The organism is Pseudomonas sp. AC016 (genome assembly GCF_979253365.1).
In genome coordinates this window covers 2,116,759-2,133,185 of record NZ_CEEDCC010000001.1, presented here as the reverse complement: position 1 = coordinate 2,133,185, position 16,427 = coordinate 2,116,759, and the positions used below count along the sequence as shown (strand labels likewise).

Sequence of the window (16,427 nt, the reverse complement as noted above, 5' to 3'; positions counted from 1 at the left end):
TATAAATGATCTCGATTCTGCGCCGTGGCCTTTTGGTATTGCTGGCCGCACTGCCGATGCTGGCCAATGCAGCACCAGCAACGTCGGCCCACGACCTTGTGGATCGCACCACCAAGGAATTGCTGAGCGATCTGGCGACCAACAGAGAGCAGTACAAAGCCAATCCAGGCGCCTTCTATGATGCCCTGAACCGCATCGTCGGCCCTGTGGTGGATGCCGATGGCATTTCCCGCAGCATCATGACGGTCAAGTATTCGCGCAAGGCCACGCCTGAGCAGATGCAGCGCTTTCAGGAAAACTTCAAACGCAGCCTGATGCAGTTCTACGGTAACGCCTTGTTGGAGTACAACAACCAGGGCATTACCGTCTCGCCTGCCAAGGAAGAGGGTGCCGACCGGACCAGCGTAGACATGCAGGTCAAGGGTAATAATGGCGCTGTCTACCCGGTTTCCTACACCCTTGAGAAGGTCAACGGTGAATGGAAAGTGCGTAACGTCATCATCAACGGTATCAACATTGGTAAATTGTTCCGCGATCAGTTCGCCGACGCCATGCAGCGCAACGGCAACGATCTGGACAAGACAATCAATGGTTGGGCTGGCGAAGTCGCCAAGGCCAAGGAAACCACCGACGAAGCTGCACAGAAGCCTGCGCAATGAGTGAGACAGCTGTCCGTCTGGTCGGGCCTGGCGAGCTGAAGCTGGTCGGGGTTCTGGATTACCGCAGCGGGCCGCAACTGCGCAAGCAGGGCGCGGCGCTGATCAGGTCCGGCGACCTCGACACCCTGACGCTGGACTGCTCGGGCGTCGAGAAATCCAGCAGCGTGGGCCTTGCCCTGCTGCTGGCGTTCATGCGGGATGCCAGCGAAGCCGGCAAATCGATCAAGGTGCAGTCTCTGCCCGAAGACATGCGTAAAATTGCCCAGGTTTCCGGACTGAACGAGCTTCTGGACATCCATTAACAGGTCAATCGGAAAAGCCCTCTGTCCGGCACCCCATCATCGGGGTTCGCATAGCATGGGCTTTTTTGTATCATGGCCGACCCGCGCGCGTTCAGCGCCGATCGAGGTTAAGCATGCAGGCCCTAGAAGTGAAAGCCTTCCTTGAAGGAAAGCTGCCCGAAATCAACGTGGAAGTCGAAGGCGAAGGCTGCAACTTCCAGCTGAACGTGATCAGTGACGAGATGGCCACATTGAGCCCCGTCAAGCGTCAGCAACAGATTTATGCCCATCTGAACCCTTGGATTGCCGATGGCAGTATCCACGCGGTGACTATGAAATTTTTCAGCCGCGCTGCCTGGGCCGAGCGCACCTGAGCCAATTGGTGTCGAGATTCTAATGGATAAATTGATTATTACCGGTGGCGCTCGCCTTGATGGCGAAATCCGCATCTCCGGGGCAAAGAACGCTGCGCTGCCGATCCTGGCTGCGACCCTGCTGGCCGATGGGCCGGTTACCGTTCAGAACCTGCCGCACCTGCACGACATCACCACCATGATCGAGCTGTTCGGTCGCATGGGCATCGAGCCTGTGATCGACGAAAAGCTGAGCGTGGAAATCGATCCTCGCACCATCAAGACCCTCATCGCACCATACGAACTGGTCAAGACCATGCGTGCGTCGATCCTGGTACTTGGCCCGATGGTCGCCCGCTTCGGCGAAGCGGAAGTCGCACTGCCTGGCGGTTGCGCCATCGGTTCGCGTCCGGTCGATCTGCACATCCGTGGTCTTGAAGCCATGGGCGCGATCATCGACGTCGAAGGCGGCTACATCAAGGCCAAGGCGCCTGAAGGCGGCCTGCGCGGTGCCAATTTCTTCTTCGATACCGTGAGCGTGACCGGTACCGAGAACATCATGATGGCCGCGAGCCTGGCGAACGGTCGCAGCGTGCTGCAGAACGCTGCGCGTGAGCCTGAAGTGGTCGATCTGGCCAACTTCCTGATCGCCATGGGTGCAAAAATCCACGGCGCAGGCACCGACACCATCACCATCGATGGCGTGAAGCGTCTGGGTTCGGCGACCTACAAGGTCATGCCTGACCGTATCGAAACCGGTACCTATCTGGTTGCCGCTGCCGTCACTGGCGGTCGCGTCAAGGTCAAGGACACCGATCCGACCATCCTGGAAGCGGTTCTGCTCAAGCTCCAGGAAGCCGGTGCCGAGATCACCACCGGCAACGACTGGATCGAACTGAACATGCACGGCAAGCGGCCCAAGGCTGTGAACGTGCGGACCGCCCCTTACCCGGCGTTTCCGACCGACATGCAGGCGCAGTTCATTTCGCTCAACGCCATCGCTGAAGGCACTGGCGCCGTGATCGAGACCATCTTCGAAAACCGTTTCATGCACGTGTACGAAATGCACCGCATGGGCGCGCACATTCAGGTGGAAGGCAACACGGCCATCGTGACCGGCATGCCAAGCCTCAAGGGCGCGCCAGTGATGGCGACCGACCTGCGTGCTTCGGCCAGTCTGGTGATTTCGGCTCTGGTCGCTGAAGGCGATACCCTGATCGACCGCATCTACCACATAGACCGTGGTTACGAGTGCATCGAAGAGAAGCTGCAGATGCTGGGCGCCAAGATCCGTCGCGTTCCGGGCTAGTGGTGAACGACTCTGGCGTTTCAAGTGCGCCGGGGTCGTCGTTCGATAGCAGGTGTGATTTCTGATTCGTTTCACCTCGGGCATCCTGTGCCGGAGGGTTGTCATGCGCCGTTTGCGTCATGCCAAAAGTTTCCTGATAAGGACTTACGTTTCCCATGTTGACCATCGCACTGTCCAAGGGCCGCATTCTTGACGACACCCTGCCGCTTCTCGCTGAAGCAGGCATCGTGCCGACCGAGAATCCGGACAAGAGCCGCAAGCTCATCATTCCCACGACCCAGCCTGACGTGCGTCTGCTGATCGTGCGTGCCACTGACGTACCGACGTATGTCGAGCATGGCGCCGCTGACCTGGGTGTGGCGGGCAAGGATGTGCTGATGGAATACACCGGTCAGGGCCTTTACGAGCCTCTGGATCTGCAGATTGCCAAGTGCAAGCTGATGACCGCCGGTGCCATCGGCGCTGTAGAGCCCAAGGGCCGTCTGCGCGTCGCTACCAAATTCGTCAACGTCGCCAAGCGTTATTACGCCGAGCAGGGTCGTCAGGTCGACATCATCAAGCTGTACGGCTCGATGGAACTGGCTCCGCTGATCGGTCTGGCCGACAAGATCATCGATGTGGTCGACACCGGCAACACCCTGCGTGCCAATGGTCTTGAACCGCAGGAACTGATCGCGACCATCAGCTCGCGTCTGGTGGTCAACAAGGCTTCCATGAAAATGCAGCACGCGCGCATTCAGGCGCTCATCGACACCCTGCGCAAGGCAGTGGAGTCGCGACACCGCGGCTGACCCGATCACGCAACGTTGAGTTGCGTCCAGCTATCCGTGTCATAGCCAAATTTCTCAGGTGCCTGCGCGGATAGCTTGGTAGCTTTAGGCTCCTGAGCATCCGCCAATTATTGAGGCCCTCGCCATGACCACTTCCACCGCTATTCGCCGACTCGATGCTGCCGATCCGGATTTCGCCCGACATCTGGATCATCTGCTGAGCTGGGAAAGTGTGTCTGACGACTCGGTCAATCAGCGCGTGCTCGACATCATCAAGGCCGTGCGTGAGCGAGGCGACGCTGCACTGGTCGAGTTCACCCAGCGCTTCGATGGTCTGCAGGTCGCCTCGATGGCCGATCTGATCCTGCCCCGCGAACGTCTGGAACTTGCGCTGACACGTATCACGCCAGTCCAGCGTCAGGCGCTTGAGAAAGCCGCCGAGCGTGTTCGCAGCTACCACGAAAAGCAAAAGCAGGATTCCTGGAGCTACACCGAGGCCGACGGCACCGTGCTTGGCCAGAAGGTGACGCCGCTGGATCGTGCCGGTCTGTATGTGCCGGGCGGCAAGGCGTCCTATCCTTCATCGGTGTTGATGAACGCCATTCCTGCCAAGGTGGCGGGTGTGATCGAGGTGGTCATGGTCGTGCCGACACCGCGTGGCGAGATCAACGAGCTGGTCCTGGCTGCGGCCTGCATCGCCGGCGTTGACCGTGTATTCACCATTGGTGGCGCACAGGCTGTTGCAGCACTGGCCTACGGCACCGAGAGCGTGCCGAAGGTCGACAAGGTGGTCGGCCCGGGCAACATTTATGTCGCCACGGCCAAGCGCCACGTGTTTGGCCAGGTGGGCATCGACATGATTGCCGGTCCCTCCGAGATTCTGGTGGTGTGTGACGGTCAGACCGATCCTGACTGGATCGCCATGGATCTGTTTTCCCAGGCCGAGCATGACGAAGACGCGCAGGCGATTCTGGTCAGTCCGGACGCTGAGTTCCTGGACAAGGTCGCGGCCAGCATCACTCGTCTGCTGCCAACGATGGAGCGTGCGGCCATCGTCGAGACATCCATCAATGGTCGCGGCGCGCTGATCAAGGTGGCTGACATGGCGCAGGCCATTGAAGTGGCCAACCGCATTGCACCCGAGCACCTGGAGTTGTCGGTGGCCGACCCTGAAGCGTGGCTGCCGCATATTCGTCACGCAGGTGCGATCTTCATGGGCCGTCACACCTCCGAGGCGCTGGGCGATTACTGCGCCGGTCCCAACCACGTGTTGCCGACCTCCGGCACGGCGCGTTTCTCGTCGCCGCTGGGTGTCTACGATTTCCAGAAGCGCTCCTCGATCATTTATTGCTCGCCGGAGGGCGCATCGGAACTGGGCAAGACGGCATCCGTACTGGCCCGTGGCGAATCGCTGAGCGGCCACGCCCGCAGCGCCGAATACCGAATTACCGACCCGAGCTGGAAAGCCGGCAGCACAGAGGAAGGCAACTGATGAGCAAATTCTGGAGTCCCTTCGTTCGCGATCTGGTGCCTTATGTGCCGGGCGAGCAGCCGAAGCTGAGCAAGCTGGTGAAACTCAACACCAATGAAAATCCCTACGGCCCGTCGCCCAAGGCGCTTGACGCCATGCGCGCCGCGCTGACCGACGACCTGCGTCTTTACCCTGATCCCAATAGCGACCTGCTCAAGCAGGCAGTGGCCCGTTATTACAGCGTCGAGCCGAACCAGGTGTTTCTGGGCAACGGCTCCGATGAAGTGCTGGCGCATATTTTCTACGGATTGTTCAAGCACGATGCACCGCTGCTGTTCCCGGACATCAGCTACAGCTTCTACCCGGTCTATTGCGGCCTGTACGGCATTGATTATGAAGCCGTGGCGCTGGACGAGCAGTTCCAGATCCGTGTCGAGGATTATGCGCGCCCGAATGCCGGGATCATCTTCCCCAACCCGAATGCGCCTACCGGCTGCCTGATGGCGCTGGATGCAGTCGAGCAGATCATCAAATCCAGCCCGGATTCAGTCGTGGTCGTGGACGAGGCGTACATCGACTTCGGCGGCGAGACCGCGATTGCGCTGGTCAATCGTTATCCGAACCTGCTGGTGACCCAGACCCTGTCCAAGTCGCGTTCGCTTGCAGGCCTGCGGGTCGGTCTTGCGGTCGGTCATCCTGATCTGATCGAAGCGCTGGAGCGGGTCAAGAACAGCTTCAACTCCTACCCGCTGGACCGTATGGCCAACGTGGGCGCTGCTGCGGCATTCGATGATATCGAGCACTTCGAGATGACGCGCAACAAGGTCATCGAAAGCCGTGAAGTGCTGGTTGGACAGTTGCAGGCCAAGGGTTTCGAGGTCCTGCCTTCAGCCGCCAACTTCATCTTCGCTCGTCACCCACAGCACGATGCTGTCGGACTGGCTGCGAAACTGCGCGAGCAAGGCGTGATCGTGCGCCACTTCAAGCAGCAGCGCATCGCACAGTTCCTGCGCATCAGTATTGGTACGCCGGAGCAGCATCAGGCGCTGCTGGAAGGGTTGAGCGACATCTGAGGGATGTGACGCCCTGCGTCGCATTCGACAGCGGACGCGGAGCGTCCTGGGCTGCGTTACTACGCAAAGTGGCGCGATCATCAAGAACAGCGCTGATCGTGCCCATCGCTCCGCGTGGGCATGCCTCCCGTGACGCTCCGCGTCACAAATGGCACAGATTGCGGATTCAGTGAGCCGAGCGCATGGCGTGGATAACGCTGGAGCTTGTCCACGCATCTGCGCCACATTCGAGAGCGGACGCGGAGCGTCCTGAGCGGCATTCCCACGCGGAGCGTAGGAACGATCAGCGTGATCTCAAGCACGCCGATCATGCCCATGCTTGTGCTCAGCGTGGGGATGCGGCCCGCTACGCTCCGCGTCCCATCGGGTCTGATCACGCAACAGGATCAGTCATCCCGTCCGTTTCAAATCACTCAGGATTCGCGGCAGGCGTTGGCGCGGGAGGTGGGCGCAGGCCTACTTCGGCGCTGAGGCGCAATTCCTTGCCGTTACGCATCACGTCGATGGCAATCTTGTCCTTGGGTTTGGTGCGCGCCACCTGGTTCATAGAGCGACGACCATCACCGGCCGGTTCGCCGTTGATGCTCAGGATCACGTCACCCAATTGCAGCCCGGCTTTCTGCGCCGGTCCGTCGCGGAAGATACCGGCGACCACGATGCCCGGACGATCTTTCAAGCCAAACGACTCGGCCAGTTCCTGAGTCAGCGGTTGAACCTCGATACCCAGCCAGCCACGAATGACCTGACCGTGCTCGATGATCGACTTCATGACGTCCATCGCCAGTTTGGTCGGGATGGCAAAACCGATGCCTTGCGAGCCACCGGACTTGGAAAAGATCGCCGTGTTGATGCCGGTCAGGTTGCCGCTGGCATCCACCAGCGCGCCGCCCGAGTTGCCGGGGTTGATAGCCGCGTCGGTCTGAATGAAGTCTTCGTAGGTGTTGAGCCCCAGCTGGTTGCGGCCCGTGGCGCTGATGATGCCCATCGTCACTGTCTGGCCGACGCCGAACGGGTTGCCGATGGCCAGTGCCACATCGCCGATGCGAATGCCGTCAGAGCGGGCGATGGTGATCGACGGCAGGTTTTTCAGATCTATTTTCAGGACTGCCAGATCGGTTTCAGGGTCGTTGCCGATTACCCGTGCGATGGTTTCGCGACCGTCCTTGAGCGCCACGACAATCTGGTCTGCGCCGATGGTCACGTGGTTGTTGGTCAGCAGATAGCCTTCCGGGCTCATGATCACGCCGGAACCCAGGCTGGACTCCATGCGCTTCTGCTTGGGCGTGTTGTCGCCGAAAAAACGACGGAACTGGGGATCTTCGAACAGCGGGTTGGCACCCTTGTTCACCATCTTGGTGGTATACAGGTTCACCACGGCGGGCGCGGCCGCGCTGACTGCGTCGGCGTAGGAAGAAGGACCCTGCATGATATTGGTGGTCTGCGGCGCCTGTTGCAGATTGACATCCAGGCTGGGCAATCCTACCCATTGTGGATAACGCTGAATGATCAGCATGGCGATAAGCACACCGGCCAGCAGTGGCCAGCCGAAAAATCGCAGAGCCTTGAGCATTGAACAAGTCCTGATGGTTTCGGCGCAGAAATTTTTGCCACGGGTGCGCCATAATGGCGGGCATTATACGAGCACAAAGCAGCTCTGAACTGCATATTTAGGAGTCTTTTATGGCTGTTGCCCTGAGCACCCTGGTAGAAGAAGCCGACCGCTATCTCAATAGCGCCCATATTCAGGATTACTGCCCTAATGGCCTGCAGGTCGAAGGCCGTCCGCAGGTGATGCGGATCGTCAGCGGCGTCACGGCGAGCCAGGCGCTGCTGGACGCTGCGGTCGAGGCGCAGGCCGATCTGATCCTCGTACATCACGGTTATTTCTGGAAGGGCGAGAACCCCTGCGTCATCGGCATGAAGCAGCGCCGCCTGAAAACCCTGCTCAAGCACGACATCAGTCTGCTGGCCTATCACCTGCCGCTCGACGTGCATCCCGACGTGGGCAACAACGTGCAGTTGGCGCGTCAACTGGACATCACCGTCGAAGGCCCTCTGGATCCGGACAACCCCAAAGTGATCGGTCTGATCGGTTCCTTGTCCGAGGCCGTGACCCCGCGCGATTTCGCCCGTCGTGTCCAGGAGGCGCTGGGTCGCGAGCCGTTGCTGATCGAAGGCAGCCAGATGATTCGTCGCGTCGGCTGGTGCACGGGAGGCGGTCAGGGTTACATCGATCAGGCGGTGCTGGAAGGTGTCGATCTGTTCCTGAGCGGCGAAGCGTCAGAGCAGACCTTTCACAGTGCCCGGGAAAACGACATCAGTTTCATTGCCGCCGGACACCACGCCACTGAACGTTACGGTGTTCAGGCGCTGGGGGATTATCTGGCGCGGCGCTTTGCGGTCGAGCACATCTTCATCGACTGCCCCAACCCGATCTGATCCATCAAACGGAGAAGCATATGCATAGATCGTTTCGATCTAGCCGCCACGCTGATTAGCGATATCGTGCATGATAAAGTGCACGGCTCGAATACGGCCCGCAGGCCGCCCCGGGTTTTCCCGGTCCAACGAACGTGAGTAACCATGGTTGATAAACTGACGCATCTGAAACAGCTGGAGGCGGAAAGCATCCACATCATCCGCGAGGTCGCCGCCGAGTTCGATAACCCGGTGATGCTGTACTCGATCGGCAAGGATTCGGCCGTGATGCTGCATCTGGCGCGCAAGGCTTTCTTTCCGGGCAAGCTGCCGTTTCCGGTCATGCATGTCGATACCCGCTGGAAATTCCAGGAAATGTATCGCTTCCGCGACAAGATGGTCGAGGAAATGGGCCTGGACCTGATCACCCACATCAACCCCGATGGCGTGGCGCAGGGCATCAACCCATTCACCCACGGCAGTGCCAAGCACACCGATATCATGAAAACCGAGGGCCTCAAGCAGGCGCTGGACAAGCATGGTTTCGACGCGGCTTTCGGTGGCGCACGCCGCGACGAAGAGAAGTCTCGTGCCAAGGAGCGCGTGTATTCCTTCCGCGACAGCAAGCACCGCTGGGACCCGAAGAACCAGCGTCCCGAGCTGTGGAACGTGTACAACGGCAACGTCAACAAGGGCGAGTCGATCCGCGTGTTCCCGCTGTCGAACTGGACCGAGCTGGACATCTGGCAGTACATCTACCTTGAAGGCATCCCGATTGTGCCGCTGTACTTCGCGGCCGAGCGTGACGTGATCGAGAAGAACGGCACGCTGATCATGATCGACGACGATCGTATCCTCGAACACCTGACGGACGAGGAAAAGGCGCGCATCGTCAAGAAGAAGGTGCGTTTCCGCACGCTCGGCTGCTACCCGTTGACCGGTGCCGTCGAGTCCGAAGCCACCAGCCTGACTGACATCATTCAGGAAATGCTGCTGACGCGAACTTCCGAACGCCAGGGCCGGGTCATCGACCACGATGGCGCAGGCTCGATGGAAGAAAAGAAACGTCAGGGTTATTTCTAAGGGGGGTGTCACATGTCGCATCAATCTGATTTGATCAGCGAGGACATCCTCGCTTATCTGGGCCAGCACGAACGCAAGGAAATGCTGCGCTTTCTTACCTGTGGCAACGTCGACGACGGCAAGAGCACGTTGATCGGACGCCTGCTGCACGATTCCAAGATGATCTACGAAGACCATCTGGAAGCCATTACCCGTGACTCCAAGAAGTCCGGCACGACAGGCGACGACGTCGACCTGGCATTGCTGGTGGACGGTCTGCAGGCCGAGCGCGAGCAGGGCATCACCATCGATGTCGCTTACCGCTACTTCTCCACGGCCAAGCGCAAATTCATCATTGCCGATACCCCGGGCCACGAGCAGTACACCCGCAACATGGCCACCGGTGCATCGACCTGCGATTTGGCGATCATTCTGGTGGACGCGCGTTACGGCGTGCAGACCCAGACCCGTCGCCACAGCTACATCGCGTCCCTGCTGGGCATCAAACACATCGTGGTCGCCATCAACAAGATGGACCTCAACGGCTTCGATGAGAGCGTGTTCGAGTCGATCAAGGCCGATTACCTGAAGTTTGCCGAAGGCATTGCCTTCAAGCCGACCACCATGGCTTTCGTGCCGATGTCGGCGCTCAAGGGCGACAACGTGGTCAACCGCAGCGAGCGTTCGCCGTGGTACACCGGCCAGTCGCTGATGGAAATTCTGGAAACGGTCGAAATCGCCAGTGACCGCAACTACACCGACCTGCGTTTCCCGGTGCAGTACGTCAACCGTCCGAATCTCAACTTCCGTGGCTTTGCCGGTACGCTGGCGAGCGGCATCGTGCACAAGGGCGATGAAATCGTCGTGCTGCCGTCGGGCAAGAGCAGTCGCGTGAAGTCCATCGTCACCTTCGAAGGTGAGCTGGAGCAGGCCGGTCCCGGTCAGGCCGTGACGTTGACCATGGAAGACGAGATCGACATCTCCCGTGGCGACCTGTTGGTGCATGCCGACAACGTCCCGCAGGTCAGCGACGCGTTCGACGCCATGCTGGTCTGGATGGCTGAAGAGCCGATGCTGCCGGGCAAGAAATACGACATCAAACGCGCCACCAGCTACGTGCCGGGTTCGATTGCCAGCATCACTCATCGCGTTGACGTGAACACGCTGGTTGAAGGCCCTGCCAGTTCGCTGCAGTTGAACGAGATCGGCCGCGTCAAGATCAGCCTCGACGCGCCTATCGCGCTGGACGGCTACGACAGCAACCGCACCACCGGTGCGTTCATCGTCATCGACCGTTTGACCAACGGCACGGTAGCGGCGGGCATGATCATCGCCAAGCCGGTCAGTGCCGGTGGCTCGACGCATCATGGTGAGTCGGCGCACGTGACCACCCAGGAACGCGCACAACGCTTTGGTCAGCAGCCAGCCACCGTACTGTTCAGCGGCCTGTCGGGCGCGGGTAAAAGCACGCTGGCCTACGCAGTCGAGCGCAAGCTGTTCGACATGGGCCGCGCAGTTTTCGTGCTGGATGGCCAGAACCTGCGTCACGACCTGAACAAAGGTCTGCCGCAGAACCGTGCCGGCCGTACCGAAAACTGGAGCCGTGCCGCTCACGTGGCGCGTCAGTTCAACGAAGCCGGTCTGTTGACCCTGGCCGCGTTCGTGGCGCCGGATGCCGAAGGCCGTGAACGCGTGAAAGCGCTGATCGGCAAGGATCGCCTCGTGACGGTCTACGTCCAGGCATCGCCTGCCATCTGCCGTGAGCGTGACCCTCAGGGCCTGTACGCTGCCGATGGCGATAACATCCCGGGCGAATCCTTCCCGTACGACGTGCCGCTGGATGCCGATCTGGTGATCGACACCCAGACGCTGACAGTGGATGAAGGCGTGAAGCGGGTGCTGGACGTGTTGCGCAGCCGCGGCGCGATCTGAGTCTCAGCCTGTTACAGAAAACCCGCCGATGATGGCGGGTTTTTTGTTTGGGCACTTGATTAGGGGAGGGCCGGCGCCGCTCAGAAATAGATCAAAATCGTTTTGAAAGATTTGCTGGTATGCGTCCTGAGGGCTGAAATCAAAGGTTGATCGGGCAGCCTGAGCGATGCGGGTCCATCGTGCACTGATGCTCCATATCCATGTTGCTGTCTTTGATCAAGTAACAATTTTTGACGCAGTCGCTCGCTACGCAACCAGTCAAAACACAGCTCAAAAACAATAGGATGCTTTTCATTGGGATCTCTTTGTTCAATTGGCGTATGTGGCTAGCGCCGAAATGACATGGGAGAGCTTTGAGTCGTTCGGGCTTTATGTGTCTGAATAGTGTCATGAGAAGTTATCTGTCTTAAACGGTTATGTATAGATATGCACCGCATGCCAAGGTGCGGGAGGTGATTATCTGTCTACTCATTAATCAGTTTTAAAGGTGTGTCAATGAGTATTCAGTACGGTCCTTTTAATTCCAGCGGCTCTCCTGTATTGCCTCCCAATCAGCAAATGGTCGTCGGACAATTTCTTCAGTCACCCAATGGACGGTTTCGTTTGGAATTACAGGGTGATGGTAATCTTGTTATCAAGGACCAAGGGAACGCGGTGTGGGTTGCTGATGGAAATCAACTTTACAGCGTGACACTTTCACGCAAGCAGCGAGGCGCGCCCTGGTTTGTCGTCAGCAATGGCGGCTTTCTCTATGATCCGTCGAGATCAAGGTTGTGGATAGCTGAAAGTACCCACTCCAAGGATAAATCGGTTTGGTATCACAGCCATATGTCCATGCAGAATGATGGGAACCTGGTTATTTACGACCAGAGAACCGGGGATCTTTTGTGGGCTCGCTTTGGTTTTGTGCCGGGCAGGTTTCCTCCGAAGAAAAAAGAAAGAGTCTGGTTTAATCGTGAGTCGATAGAGCTTTGGACATTTTAAAGTTTGATGTTCAACGCCGTACCGGACAGTCAGGCCTATAGGGATCCATCTCGCATTTGTAGAGTAGCTCCGGATCTTTTCTGCCAAGAATGTAACATTTTTGCGTGCAGTCGCCCGGGACGCAGCCTGCCAGTAATAGACATGTTGCCAGTACTCTAATGATTTTCATGCGCCCTCCCGTTTTCTGGAGAGCGTAGGGGTAAGTGCGAGAATAATATAGTTGCCAGCTTCTTTGAAAGTTGTAGGACTTTTCCTTGGCGGCGATTGCCTGCCATAACCAAAAAAAAGCCCGCCATTTGCGATAAATGGCGGGCTTCTGGTAGTGCCGTCCGAAAACCTACTTCTTCAAACCGTAATGCTCGTCCAGCATGCCCGGGGTGTCAGGCGATTTTGGCGCGTAATCCTTCGGGGCTTCGGTGTCGCGTGGCGGTGTCAGGCGGTCGCGGGGAGCCTGGTTGGCCTCCGGGTGCAGAGCGGCCAGCAAACGTTGGCGGGTCAGTTCATCAAGGGCCAGACGGTTGGCGCCCTCGGCGAGATGCTCCTGTACGTCGTGGTAGCTTTGCGAAAGCTTCTGGACCAGGTTAGCCGTACTGTTGAAGTGAGTGACCACCTCGTTCTGATAGGTATCGAAACGCTCCTGAATGTCATCCAGCTGGCGCTGGGTGCTGTTCGGAACGGTATTGGGCAGCAGACGTGCGACCAGGAAACCAATGACGACACCGGCAACCAGGGCGAGAGTCGGCAGCAACCAGACTAAGAGCGAGTGTTCCACGAGTCCTTCCTCTATAAACGGCTTTGCTTTACGTTAACGGCTCGAACCTGCGCTGTATACCCGCGACGTGTCGTTGATATGCAAGCCACAGACAATCAGCTAGACGAGTTGACCCATTTCGAGGTCACGGAGTTCTTTTTGCTCATGCGCGAAACCCCACTATTCATCGATGGCCCCGAGGGCCAGATCGAAGCACTGTATCAGGACGTACCCGATGCCAGAGGCGTCGCACTGATCTGCCATCCTAACCCGATCCAGGGTGGAACGATGCTCAATAAAGTCGTCTCCACGTTACAGCGCACTGCGCGGGACGAAGGCCTGATCACCCTGCGCTTCAATTATCGCGGCGTCGGCGCCAGTGCCGGAACGTCGGTGGCAGGGCCTGGCGAGATCGATGACGCACAGGCTGCCGCCAAATGGCTGCGTGAAAAACACCCGGATCTTCCAATGACCCTGTTCGGTTTTTCCTTCGGCGGTTACGTCGCGGCGAATCTGGGCGGCCGGCTCGAAGCACGAGGCGAAAAACTCAAGCACCTGTTTCTGGTCGCCGCCGCCGCTTCTCGCCTGCAGGACCACAGTGTGCTGCCGCAGAACTGCCCGTTGACGGTGATTCAGCCCGAAACCGACGAAGTCATCGACCCGGAAACGGTCTACGCCTGGTCGGCTGCGCTGCAGCGTCCCCATGAGCTGCTGAAAGTGGCAGAATGCGGACACTTTTTTCACGGCAAGCTGACCGATCTCAAAGAATTGATCCTGCCGCGTCTCTCCAATTGATTGCAGCCCATAGATAAGCGACCTGCCATGACCACTCGTATCCTGACCGGTATCACGACCACCGGCACACCCCATCTGGGTAACTACGCGGGCGCGATTCGCCCGGCCATCGTCGCCAGCCGTCAGAGCGGCTTCGACTCGTTCTATTTTCTGGCCGATTACCACGCGCTGATCAAATGCGATGACCCGCTGCGCATTCAGCGCTCGCGTCTGGAAATCGCCGCGACCTGGCTGGCTGCGGGGCTTGATGTTGATCGGGTGACTTTCTACCGTCAGTCCGACATCCCGGAAATTCCTGAGCTGACCTGGCTGCTGACCTGCGTGGCCGCCAAGGGCCTGCTCAACCGTGCGCATGCCTACAAGGCGTCGGTGGACAAGAACGTCGAAGGTGGCGAAGACCCGGATTCCGGCATCACCATGGGCCTGTACAGCTATCCGGTGCTGATGGCGGCAGACATCCTGATGTTCAACGCACATCAGGTTCCGGTGGGGCGCGATCAGATTCAGCACGTCGAAATGGCGCGTGATATCGGCCAGCGCTTCAACCACCTGTTCGGCAAGGGCAAGGAATTCTTTGTCATGCCCGAAGCGCTGATCGAGGAGAGTGTCGCGACGCTGCCGGGTCTGGACGGCCGCAAGATGTCCAAGAGCTACGACAACACCATCCCATTGTTCAGCAGCGCCAAAGAGATGAAGGATGCGATTTCGCGCATCGTCACTGATTCGCGTGCGCCGGGCGAAGCGAAGGATCCGGACAATTCCCACCTGTTCACGCTGTATCAGGCCTTCTCCACGCCCGAGGAATGCGCAGCGTTCCGTACCGAGTTGCTGGAAGGGCTTGGCTGGGGTGAGGCGAAAAATCGTCTGTTCACGTTGCTGGACGCCGAGTTGGCCGAGAAGCGTGAAAAGTATCTCGGTCTGATCGAGCGTCCAGCCGATCTTGAAGACATTCTGCTGGCGGGTGCCGAGAAGGCCCGTCGTGTCGCCACGCCGTTCCTCGGCGAGCTGCGCGAGGCGGTCGGCCTGCGCTCGTTCCGTACCGTGGTGCAGGGTGCCGATACTGGCAAGAAGAAAGCTGCCAAGGGTGCGCGTTTCGTCAGTTTCCGTGAAGACGATGGCAGCTTCCGTTTCCGTCTGCTGGCGGCCGATGGCGAACAGTTGCTGTTGTCGCGCAATTTTGCCGACGGCAAGGCTGCGGGTGCAGTGAGCAAACATTTGCAGCAGGGCGGCGAGCTCGATCTGCGTACTGAAGCTGATCGTTTCACCCTCTGGCTGGATGACGCCTGTGTGGCAGACAGTCCGGTGTTTGCCGATGCTGCCGCACGCGACAGCGCCATCCAGACCCTCAAGTTGGCACTCACTCCTCAACAGGACTGATTGCCATTCCCCGGGGTCGTCGTTACAGTGACGGCCCGTTTTTGTTGCCTTGCTAACGAATATGACGCCCCTAGAACGATATCAAGCTGATCTCAAGCGCCCGGACTTTTTCCATGATGCCGCGCAGGAGAATGCTGTGCGTCATTTGCAGCGCCTGTACGACGACCTGATCGCCTCCCATGACAGCAAGCCCGGCCTGTTCGGCAAGCTGTTCGGCAAGAAAGAACCGACTCTGGTCAAAGGCCTTTATTTCTGGGGTGGAGTAGGGCGCGGCAAAACCTATCTGGTCGATACCTTCTTCGACGCATTGCCGTTCAAGGAGAAGGTCCGTACTCACTTCCACCGCTTCATGAAGCGCGTGCACGAAGAGATGAAGACCCTCAAGGGCGAGAAAAACCCGCTGACGATCATCGCCAGGCGTTTTTCCGATGAAGCTCGCGTGATCTGCTTCGACGAGTTTTTCGTGTCCGATATCACTGACGCGATGATCCTCGGCACCCTGATGGAAGAGCTGTTCAAGAATGGTGTGACGCTGGTCGCGACGTCCAACATCGTGCCGGACGGCTTGTACAAGGATGGCCTGCAGCGTGCACGCTTCCTGCCAGCCATCGCGTTGATCAAGCAGAACACCGACATCGTCAACGTCGACAGCGGCGTCGATTATCGTCTGCGTCACCTTGAGCAGGCTGAACTGTTCCACTTCCCGCTCAATGAAGCGGCGCAGGACAGCATGCGCAAAAGCTTCAAGGCGCTGACGCCGGAATGCGCGGAAACGATCGAGAACGATGTGCTGGTGATCGAGAATCGCGAGATTCGCGCCCTGCGCACCTGTGATGACGTGGCCTGGTTCGATTTCCGCGAACTATGTGACGGCCCGCGCAGCCAGAACGATTACATCGAACTGGGCAAGATTTTCCACGCCGTGCTGCTCAGTGGTGTCGAGCAGATGGACGTCTCCAAGGACGACATCGCCCGTCGCTTCATCAACATGGTCGACGAATTCTATGATCGCAACGTCAAGCTGATCATCTCGGCGGAAGTCGAACTGAAGGACTTGTACACCGGCGGTCGACTGATGTTCGAATTCCAGCGCACGCTGAGCCGCCTGCTGGAAATGCAGTCCCACGAGTTTCTGTCGCGGGCGCACAAGCCTTGATGGTTTGAACGTCAGATACGGAAAGGCCTGCATTGC

16 protein-coding genes are annotated in these 16,427 nt (G+C 58.7%); 14 read left to right on the top strand and 2 right to left on the bottom strand.

The window, feature by feature from the left end:
• Window positions 1-5: 5 nt before the first annotated feature.
• The 7 genes from AC0IXS_RS09450 (at window position 6) to hisC (ending at window position 5,916) form a co-directional block, all read left to right on the top strand.
• Window positions 6-659: an MlaC/ttg2D family ABC transporter substrate-binding protein gene (locus AC0IXS_RS09450; RefSeq protein WP_029243315.1), complete on the top strand. Its 654-nt coding sequence runs from the start codon at window positions 6-8 to the stop codon at window positions 657-659.
• The gene (locus AC0IXS_RS09445; RefSeq protein WP_004881540.1) at window positions 656-961 is read left to right on the top strand and encodes an STAS domain-containing protein; all 306 of its coding nucleotides are present in this window, start codon (window positions 656-658) and stop codon (window positions 959-961) included. Before AC0IXS_RS09450 ends, AC0IXS_RS09445 begins: the two co-directional genes overlap by 4 nt.
• A 113-nt stretch (window positions 962-1,074) precedes the next feature.
• Window positions 1,075-1,314, top strand: coding sequence for a BolA family protein (locus AC0IXS_RS09440; RefSeq protein ID WP_004881539.1), 240 nt, complete (start codon window positions 1,075-1,077; stop codon window positions 1,312-1,314).
• Between the two features lie 22 nt (window positions 1,315-1,336).
• Window positions 1,337-2,602, top strand: coding sequence for a UDP-N-acetylglucosamine 1-carboxyvinyltransferase (murA, locus tag AC0IXS_RS09435; protein ID WP_004881538.1), 1,266 nt, complete (start codon window positions 1,337-1,339; stop codon window positions 2,600-2,602).
• Between the two features lie 155 nt (window positions 2,603-2,757).
• Window positions 2,758-3,393, top strand: coding sequence for an ATP phosphoribosyltransferase (gene hisG, locus AC0IXS_RS09430; protein WP_004881537.1), 636 nt, complete (start codon window positions 2,758-2,760; stop codon window positions 3,391-3,393).
• Window positions 3,394-3,517: 124 nt separating this feature from the next.
• Complete coding sequence (gene hisD / locus AC0IXS_RS09425; RefSeq protein WP_057407881.1) at window positions 3,518-4,864, top strand: histidinol dehydrogenase; 1,347 nt, start codon at window positions 3,518-3,520, stop codon at window positions 4,862-4,864.
• A complete protein-coding gene (gene hisC / locus AC0IXS_RS09420) occupies window positions 4,864-5,916 on the top strand; it encodes a histidinol-phosphate transaminase (RefSeq protein ID WP_057407883.1) in 1,053 nt (350 codons plus the stop codon). Before hisD ends, hisC begins: the two co-directional genes overlap by 1 nt.
• 409 nt (window positions 5,917-6,325) lie before the next feature.
• Here the strand turns inward: hisC and algW are convergent, their stop codons facing one another.
• Window positions 6,326-7,486, bottom strand: a complete 1,161-nt coding sequence (gene algW / locus AC0IXS_RS09415; RefSeq protein WP_004881534.1) for a Do family serine endopeptidase AlgW — start codon at window positions 7,484-7,486, stop codon at window positions 6,326-6,328.
• 110 nt (window positions 7,487-7,596) lie between these two features.
• Between algW and AC0IXS_RS09410 the strand changes: the two genes are divergently transcribed.
• The 4 genes from AC0IXS_RS09410 to AC0IXS_RS09395 all read left to right on the top strand — a co-directional run bounded on the left by AC0IXS_RS09410 (window position 7,597) and on the right by AC0IXS_RS09395 (window position 12,312).
• Window positions 7,597-8,355 carry a Nif3-like dinuclear metal center hexameric protein gene (locus AC0IXS_RS09410; RefSeq protein ID WP_057407885.1) on the top strand — a complete coding sequence of 253 codons (759 nt, stop codon included), beginning with the start codon at window positions 7,597-7,599 and terminating at the stop codon, window positions 8,353-8,355.
• 144 nt (window positions 8,356-8,499) lie between these two features.
• Entirely contained in the window at window positions 8,500-9,417 is a 918-nt protein-coding gene (cysD, locus tag AC0IXS_RS09405) for a sulfate adenylyltransferase subunit CysD (RefSeq protein WP_004881532.1), read from the top strand.
• A 12-nt stretch (window positions 9,418-9,429) separates the two neighbouring features.
• Window positions 9,430-11,328: a sulfate adenylyltransferase subunit CysN gene (gene cysN, locus AC0IXS_RS09400; RefSeq protein WP_122689248.1), complete on the top strand. Its 1,899-nt coding sequence runs from the start codon at window positions 9,430-9,432 to the stop codon at window positions 11,326-11,328.
• A 495-nt stretch (window positions 11,329-11,823) separates the two neighbouring features.
• Window positions 11,824-12,312, top strand: coding sequence for a hypothetical protein (locus AC0IXS_RS09395; protein WP_235806213.1), 489 nt, complete (start codon window positions 11,824-11,826; stop codon window positions 12,310-12,312).
• Between the two features lie 337 nt (window positions 12,313-12,649).
• On the opposite strand, the gene AC0IXS_RS09390 is transcribed toward AC0IXS_RS09395, so the two are convergent.
• On the bottom strand, window positions 12,650-13,084 hold the full coding sequence (locus AC0IXS_RS09390; RefSeq protein ID WP_025996312.1) for a Z-ring associated ZapG family protein: 435 nt from the start codon (window positions 13,082-13,084) through the stop codon (window positions 12,650-12,652).
• A 144-nt stretch (window positions 13,085-13,228) separates the two neighbouring features.
• Here AC0IXS_RS09390 and AC0IXS_RS09385 point away from each other — a divergent pair, with 144 nt between their 5' ends.
• The 3 genes from AC0IXS_RS09385 to zapE all read left to right on the top strand — a co-directional run bounded on the left by AC0IXS_RS09385 (window position 13,229) and on the right by zapE (window position 16,391).
• The gene (locus AC0IXS_RS09385) at window positions 13,229-13,858 is read left to right on the top strand and encodes an alpha/beta hydrolase (protein WP_191953816.1); all 630 of its coding nucleotides are present in this window, start codon (window positions 13,229-13,231) and stop codon (window positions 13,856-13,858) included.
• A 27-nt stretch (window positions 13,859-13,885) separates the two neighbouring features.
• The gene (locus tag AC0IXS_RS09380; protein WP_057407889.1) at window positions 13,886-15,235 is read left to right on the top strand and encodes a tryptophan--tRNA ligase; all 1,350 of its coding nucleotides are present in this window, start codon (window positions 13,886-13,888) and stop codon (window positions 15,233-15,235) included.
• Window positions 15,236-15,296: 61 nt separating this feature from the next.
• Window positions 15,297-16,391, top strand: coding sequence for a cell division protein ZapE (gene zapE / locus AC0IXS_RS09375; protein ID WP_137202289.1), 1,095 nt, complete (start codon window positions 15,297-15,299; stop codon window positions 16,389-16,391).
• Window positions 16,392-16,427: the final 36 nt, after the last annotated feature.